The sequence below is a fragment of the Halomonas sp. BC04 genome (assembly GCF_000568385.1).
Window position 1 is genome coordinate 1 of sequence record NZ_AZQX01000228.1, and the last position, 6789, is coordinate 6789.

7 protein-coding genes and 1 pseudogene are annotated in these 6789 nt (G+C 58.0%); 4 read left to right on the forward strand and 4 right to left on the reverse strand.

What is annotated here, in order from left to right; translation table 11 throughout:
- The first annotated feature begins 166 nt into the window (after positions 1-166).
- Together Q427_RS15890 and Q427_RS15895 are read left to right on the forward strand one after the other, a co-directional pair.
- Positions 167-1384: an amidohydrolase family protein gene (locus Q427_RS15890; protein WP_043515684.1), complete on the forward strand. Its 1218-nt coding sequence runs from the start codon at positions 167-169 to the stop codon at positions 1382-1384.
- An 18-nt stretch (positions 1385-1402) separates the two neighbouring features.
- Positions 1403-2344, forward strand: a complete 942-nt coding sequence (locus tag Q427_RS15895) for a membrane protein (protein ID WP_043515685.1) — start codon at positions 1403-1405, stop codon at positions 2342-2344.
- Positions 2345-2484: 140 nt separating this feature from the next.
- On the opposite strand, the gene Q427_RS15900 is transcribed toward Q427_RS15895, so the two are convergent.
- Together Q427_RS15900 and Q427_RS15905 are read right to left on the reverse strand one after the other, a co-directional pair.
- Positions 2485-2826 (reverse strand): cupin domain-containing protein, encoded by a 342-nt coding sequence (locus tag Q427_RS15900; protein WP_043515687.1) that lies wholly within the window; start codon positions 2824-2826, stop codon positions 2485-2487.
- A 57-nt stretch (positions 2827-2883) separates the two neighbouring features.
- Entirely contained in the window at positions 2884-3174 is a 291-nt protein-coding gene (locus Q427_RS15905) for a nucleotidyltransferase family protein (protein ID WP_043515689.1), read from the reverse strand.
- A 216-nt stretch (positions 3175-3390) separates the two neighbouring features.
- Here Q427_RS15905 and Q427_RS15910 point away from each other — a divergent pair, with 216 nt between their 5' ends.
- Positions 3391-3792, forward strand: coding sequence for an MbcA/ParS/Xre antitoxin family protein (locus Q427_RS15910; protein ID WP_043515691.1), 402 nt, complete (start codon positions 3391-3393; stop codon positions 3790-3792).
- 218 nt (positions 3793-4010) lie between these two features.
- Positions 4011-4468 (forward strand): annotated as a pseudogene (locus Q427_RS36345) (RES family NAD+ phosphorylase).
- A gap of 82 nt (positions 4469-4550) precedes the next feature.
- Here Q427_RS36345 and Q427_RS15920 read toward each other — a convergent pair.
- Entirely contained in the window at positions 4551-5714 is a 1164-nt protein-coding gene (locus Q427_RS15920; RefSeq protein ID WP_043515694.1) for a Fic family protein, read from the reverse strand.
- Positions 5715-5868: 154 nt separating this feature from the next.
- On the reverse strand, positions 5869-6789 hold a 921-nt coding region (locus Q427_RS15925), incomplete at its 5' end, for a GGDEF domain-containing protein (protein WP_043515696.1).

Sequence of the window (6789 nt, forward strand, 5' to 3'; positions counted from 1 at the left end):
CTGCTCAAGATAAAAGCGGCAATCCGTATAGATGGGTGCACCGAGTTTTTGTAAAAAACAGCCTCTGGAATTTTCGCTCTTTCTTTCGCCATGGCGATCGTGTGTACGATCCAAGCTCCTATTCAACCTCAACATATCAGATAGAGTTAGAAACAAAGGTGGTAGAATGAAACAGAAAAAAATGACAACCTATAAAAGCGTAATCCATAATATTGGAACTCTTCTTTCAGGAGATATCAAACGCCCAACCATCGATGCTGACACAATCGTCTGTCATGATGGATTTATATCCCATATTGGATTTTCCAAGAATCTCGATATCAGCTCCGCTGATCTGGAAATCGATGCCAAACAGGCTACTGTGATGCCAGGCCTTATAGATAACCATACTCACCCGACATTTGGTGAATATAGCCCCCGGTCTGGAAATCATGATTGGATCTGGCACTGTCTTCAAGGAGGCGTCACAACGGCAATTTCAGCTGGAGAGGTTCATGTGCCTGGGTTGCCGACAGATCGCGCAGGTATCAAGGCAATGGCTATTGCAGCACAACGCTCTTTTGCGAACGCAAGGCCATCAGGAATTAAAATGCTAGCTGGCTCTCCTCTCCTAAACGAAGAGCTAACAGATGAAGATTTTAGCGAGCTGGCAGCCGAGGGAATCAAACACTTAGGTGAGGTCGGTATCGGCCCTGTGAAGTCCACAAGAAAGGCGGCTGAACTAGTAAGCATGGCGCGCAAGCATGGCATGACATCTATCACGCATACGGGCGGCCCATCCATACCTGCATCGAAAAGAATGAGTGCTGACGATATTCTTGAGATTGCGCCCGATATAGTCGGCCATATAAATGGTGGCTATACTGCTCTTCCTCGTGACCAAATACGCTGCCTTTGTGAGGCATGTTTAGGCGCCCTTGAGATCGTCCATAACGGTAACGAGTTTGCCGCACTGCTAACCTTAAACTATGCTAAAGAAATGGGTCAACTTGATCGTATCGTTCTCGGTACAGACGCGCCTGCGGGTTGCGGAGTTCCTGCGCTCGGAATACTCAGAACCATCGCATTGCTCAGTAGTTTTGGCGATATAGCCCCCGAGATTGCTGTATGCTTCGCTACAGGCAATACTGCAAGGGTTCGCAAGTTAAATAGTGGTCTGGTAGACGTTGGCAAAGAAGCTGATTTGGTCATTTTCAGCGCCCCCTTGGGGGGCGCTGAAAAAACTGTTTTAGGAAGTCTGAAAATTGGCGACTTGCCCAGCGTCACATCAGTGTTAATCGATGGCAAGCTGATGATTCGTCAATCAAAGAACACACCGCCTCCAGAGACCACCCCTTCCATAGTGGAGCAGCGCCAACACACCATGTACTCCAGCAGCGCATGATTTATAAAGGAATGTAAAATGCGCAATATGTTAATGTGGATAACAAGTAAAGGACCGACTGTATTAGCTTTTGGCTGCATTAGTGGGCTTTTGATACCCAGTCTGGCGGACCTTCTCCGTCCAGCCATGCCGGTCATGGTTTTTATATTTTTAGTAGGCACCCTGCTAAGGGTTGATAATTCAGAAATCTTAAAGTCAGCAAAGAACCTTCAGGTATCAGTCATATTCCCGTTGATTTTTGTCGTAGCATGCCCTTATGTGATCGGGATGTTCACAAAATATGTAACTGGGAATAGCGAGCTGGCGCTGGCTATTGCTTTAGCGACTGCATGCCCACCATCGAGCGGCAACTCGGCCGTCGCACGAATGCTAGGCCTCGACCCCACGACAGCCCTAGTGGCGACTTTGTGCTCCATGGCAATGGTTCCGCTAACAGGCCCTCTAATATTGCATATTTTTGCCGATGACCTTGGTGTATCCATCGACCCTTATAAACTCGCCTTACGATTAACGATTTTACTTGTTGCCGCCGAGGTAACTGCCCTCCTCATCCGCAAGATTTATCCTTCACTGGTTTACGATCATGGCCTTGCCATTGATGGTGTTGTCATCCTCTCACTCTTCATCTTTGCATGCGGCACAATGAGTGGCATACAAGCTATGATTTTAGAAAACCCGATGCTAGCCATTGGAATTATTGCATTCGTATATGGCGTTAATTTCTTTATGCAGATCGCCTGTGGTACGCTCTTCGTAGGAAATCGGTATGCTAAGGTCACCATTGGCCTTACGGCAGGTAACCGCAACGTGGGCTTGCTATGGTCCATGTTAGGACTCTCTATATCCCCCACCATCACGTTCGTCTTCGCCTTGTCGCAGTTACCCATCTATACGATGCCCAAGATTTTGCAATATGTGTTGCCTCGCTTGGGATTCGCAGGGCATCAACCAAGCGCATGATTTAGATACCACCTCTCCTGCCCGGCCACAAAACACCTAAGGGGGGGCCGGGCAGGAGAGAAGGTATCCAGAATCGCTCCACCGGCAGGTGCGGCTGGTGGGCCGGGTATCCGAGGCACGCGGAATATCGGATGGCTAGGTCAGGGGCTATCGGAATCCGCTTCGCCACCCTCTGGGCCGTAGAAGAACACCCACGTCGCAAAGTCGTCGGTGAAGTCCTCGAAGCGATGAACGACGCCCGCGGGCACGAACAGCACTTCACCCGCCTCGAAGGGCTGTCGGGTTTCGCCGTTGATGAACTGGCCGGAGCCGGAGATAACGACGTACACCTCGTCTCTGGTGTGCGGGGTTTGATGATCCACGCCTTCCGGCTTGTAGATCTCGACCTGAAGCGAACCGTGCCGGAAGACCTCGGCGAAGGGCACGCCCTTATGGTCTTGCAGCTTCTTCAACACAGCTGATGGTGTCAGGCGATCCGTCATGTTCTCACTCGATGCCGGTTAGGCGGACAGGAACCGCGGCGAATAGCTTCGGGAGAATCAGACACGCACTGCCTCACGCTCAACATGGGGCCGCAGCTCGGGACATAGCGCCTTGTCGGTCACCAGGTCTACCGGATGGCCCAGCAGATCCTCCAGGTAGAACTGCACCCCGAAATAACGGGCCGACGTCGCCGGGCCGTCGAAGCTCACCAGGATATCGATATCGCTGTCGTCGCGAGCTTCATCGCGCGACATGGAGCCAAAAAGCGCCAGCGAGGTCACGCCATACTCGCTGGATAGCGACGGCAGGTGTTCTCGCAACAGCTGTAATGTCTTGGTTCTGTTCATCTTGCGCTACCTCAGTAACGTCGAGCCTTCGGCAAGCTGATCACTATGGCTGTCCATGGCTTAGCCTAGCATGGGCGGCTGCCCAGGGCTGCTCGAAGGATAGATTGCCGCGGCACTGCTGGCGCTGAGGCTTTCGGCACTCACACCGGCCATTGGCGGATCATCGCCATTTGAGCGATAATGATTTAAAACCGCCATTTGGCGAAGGAGGTCATCATGGCCCTGCCCCAGCTACCCGTCGAAAAGCGCCAGCAGATGAGCGCCGCGGCGATGCGTACGTATCCCAATATCGCCCACGACTGGGGGCTGAAAGAACAGGAAGCCGCCTTGCTCCTCGGCGTGCCTGAGTCGACCTATCGGCGCTGGCGCAAGCAGCCCACGGCGGCTCGTCTCGACGTCAATCAGCTTGAGCGCATGTCGCTGATCCTGGGGATCTACAAGGCCCTCCAGATCCTGCTGCCGCGAGCCGACGCCGCGGACGCCTGGTTGCGCCGGCCTAACCGTAACCCCCTGTTCGCCGGCCAAACACCGCTGGAGCGGCTGCGCAGCGGCCTGGTGCAGGATCTCTATGTGGTCCGCCAGCACCTGGATACCGCCCGAGGCGGGGGCCATGCATGACGTTTCCCCTGTCGCCCGTCTGCTGGCGGCCCTGCTACCGAATCATTCCTTCGCGGTTCCCTCCCATCGACTTGTTCGAGCGAGTGGCGACACCTGACGACTGGGACCTGCTCCAGGAGCTAGAGGGAGAGACCTCGGCGCGTCTGCGCGAGCAGGCTGGGGAAATTCACCTGGTGCGAGAGGAAGACCGCCGATACGGGCCCGGCTGGTCACCGGTCATGGCGGCGTTCTGTTACCTCAGCGAGCAGGGCTCCCGGTTCACCGATGGCACCTTTGGTGCCTACTACAGCGCCTTGAGCGAGGCCACGGCCATCGCGGAAACCCGCTATCACGCCGAGCGCTTCATGCGCGAATCTCAGCAACCGCCCATGCAGCTCCATCAGCGGGTCTACCTGGCAAACCTTGAGGGCGAACTCTTCGACTTGCGCGGAAACCCTCCCGGCGCCGCCCATCTGTTGGACCCGGATGACTGGACAGCCGGCCAAGCTTTCGGTCGCAAGGCTGGGAGACCCATGCCGATGGGATTGTCTACCCAAGCGTTCGTGATCCGGAGGGTGAGTGTGCCGCGGTGCTTCGTCCGCCCGTTTTGTCAGCGACATGGCAGGGTCGCCACCTTGGCTATGAGTGGGACGGTGAGCGAATTCGACACGTGCTCGAACTGCGATTGGTGGAGTGAGTGTTGGTGCAGGCGCCCTGCGCACCATGCGCTTCTGGAGCCGAGTAGTAGGTGCTTGACGAGGCCTGGCTTGCGGATGGCGTCAACGAGAGCCGTCGGGGCAGGTAGGGCTGGCATCCACGACTCGGTAGCGCGTGCTGCGCCCTCCCCCGGGCAGTTTCTCCAGGCAGCCCTTGGCCAGCAGGTCGGAGAGGTGGCGAGTAGCGGTAGCCTTGCTGACCTCGGCGACCCTCTGGTACTGGGCAGCGCTGATGCCATCCTCCAAGCCTTGCTCTCCGCCATCCAGCAACCGGTTAAGCACTTTGATCTGCTCCGGTAGCAGGCCGGCATCGGCGAATCGCTGCCAGAAGTGTGTCTTGTCCAGGGTGCGCTCGATGCCCGCCAGAGCATCGCCCAGAGTCTTCAGCAGAATATCGAGAAACCAGGCCAGCCAGTCACTGAGATCGGTGGTGCCGCGCTGGCTGGCTTCGAGCACCCGGTAGTAGTGCTGCCGCTCGGCCAGGATCGCCGCGGACATGGTGTAGAGGCGGATGCTCTGCCGATCAGCCTGGGCCAAAGCCCGGTCGGTTATGGCACGGGCCAGGCGGCCGTTACCGTCCTCGAAGGGGTGCAGGGTAACGAACCAGAAGTGGGCAATACCGGCACGCAGCAGGGGGTCCAGGGTCGGGTCATTGCGGCTCGCGTCGAACCACGCCAGGAAGGCGGCCATTTCGTCATCCAGCGCTGTGCGAGGCGGGGCTTCGAAATGCACCCTGGGCTTGTCGAGACGGCCGGAGACGACCTGCATCGGTTCCTCGCCCCGCCACTCTCCGCCCCGCAGCCTGACCAGCGATGCTTCGGCATCGGGGAACAACCAGCGATGCCACTGGAAGAGCCGCTCGCGGGTCAAGGCTGTATCGGGCGAGCCGATGGCATCCATCATCATGTCAGCCAGGCCTTCCGAACGCGATGACACAGCCGCGCCCCCATTGTCCACGCCGAGACGTCGTGCCAGGGAGGAGCGCACCGTGGCGGCATTCAAGCGCTCTCCCTCGATGGCCGAGGAGGTAGTGATGTTCTGCAACAGGGTATCCAGCGTGACCGCCGGATCATCGTCGGCGGGGAGAGAGCCCACCCTGCCCAGCAGCATCCCTAGAGATCGCCAGGCTTCCTGAAGGCGAGGCTGAATCACGGCGGCTCGCCAGTGGAAAGCGGGCCAGTCGGGCTGCTGCCAGATCCAGGTTGGCGGCGTGGTGGAAGTATCCATGGCGGCACCTTGCTGACGGCATGAGCCGAATGACTGCATTATTCGGCTCACTATATGAGCCGAATTATCAGCCGATTCGGCTCGTGGGTCAAGCAGGGCTCATTGGCTGCGATACTGGTGATCTCCCCTCGCGCCATGCACTGCATCGAACACTTCAGCCAGACGCCTCTCGATGGTGCTCCCGCTTGGCAGCGAGTAGCTGCTGGTCGGCGCGGGCGGCAAGGCTGTCCAGGCTGTCGTCGTCGGGGCGTAGAGTGGCAATCCCTACACTGATCGAGACGGCGGCCAGCTCGCGCGCCCGCTGCTGCAGTCGCTCGGCGGTGGCGCGGGCGTCGTCGCTGCCGCTCTCGGGAAGCAGGACCAGAAATTCATCGCCGCCGAAACGCCCAAGCAGGTCGCTATCGCGCAGCGCGCCCTGCAGGCTCGCGGCAACACGCTTGAGCACGGCATCCCCTGCGGCGTGGCCTTGGGTATCGTTGACCTGCTTGAAGGCGTCGAGGTCGATCATCAACACGCTGAGCGAAGTGCCATAGCGCCGTGCCCGATCGATCTCGCGCTGGCCCAGGGCCTCGATATGGCGGCGGTTGTAGCAGCCGGTAAGGAAGTCACGAGTTGCCATCTCCTCAAGCTGGCCGTTGAGCAGCGTAAGCTCGCGATTGACATGCTGCAGTTCAGCGGTACGCTGCTCCACGCGTGCTTCCAGCGCCTGGTTGTGGCGCTCCAACGCATCCCGGGCCTGATGCAGCTCGGTCACGTTCTGGGCGATGCCGAACAGATGGGTGACGCGCTGCGGGTCGTCGGCAGCATTGTGCAGCGGCACGATCAGCGTCAACCAGTAGCCGTACTGCTCGTTGCCATGCTCGTCGAAGAAGGCGGCATGCTCCTCATAGCGTATCGGCTCATCCCGCGCCACACATTCGCGGTAGCGCGCATAGATCGCCTCGGCCGAAGCAGCCGGCATAAAGGCCGAAAGCGGCTGGCCCAGGCACTCACGGCCGACGATGTCGAGCTGCGCCGGATTGGCTGCCTCGACCGTGAAGTGTCCGTCCTCCTCCACACGTACCAGGAACATGTT

What these genes read in the sequence shown, in the direction of transcription:
- Q427_RS15900 (WP_043515687.1), bottom strand. Translation starts at nt 2,826, where the DNA reads ATGACGGATCGCCTGACACCATCAGCTGTGTTGAAGAAGCTGCAAGAC.
- Q427_RS15895 (WP_043515685.1), top strand. Translation starts at nt 1,403, where the DNA reads ATGCGCAATATGTTAATGTGGATAACAAGTAAAGGACCGACTGTATTA.
- Q427_RS15890 (WP_043515684.1), top strand. Translation starts at nt 167, where the DNA reads ATGAAACAGAAAAAAATGACAACCTATAAAAGCGTAATCCATAATATT.
- Q427_RS15905 (WP_043515689.1), bottom strand. Translation starts at nt 3,174, where the DNA reads ATGAACAGAACCAAGACATTACAGCTGTTGCGAGAACACCTGCCGTCG.
- Q427_RS15910 (WP_043515691.1), top strand. Translation starts at nt 3,391, where the DNA reads ATGGCCCTGCCCCAGCTACCCGTCGAAAAGCGCCAGCAGATGAGCGCC.
- Q427_RS15920 (WP_043515694.1), bottom strand. Translation starts at nt 5,714, where the DNA reads ATGGATACTTCCACCACGCCGCCAACCTGGATCTGGCAGCAGCCCGAC.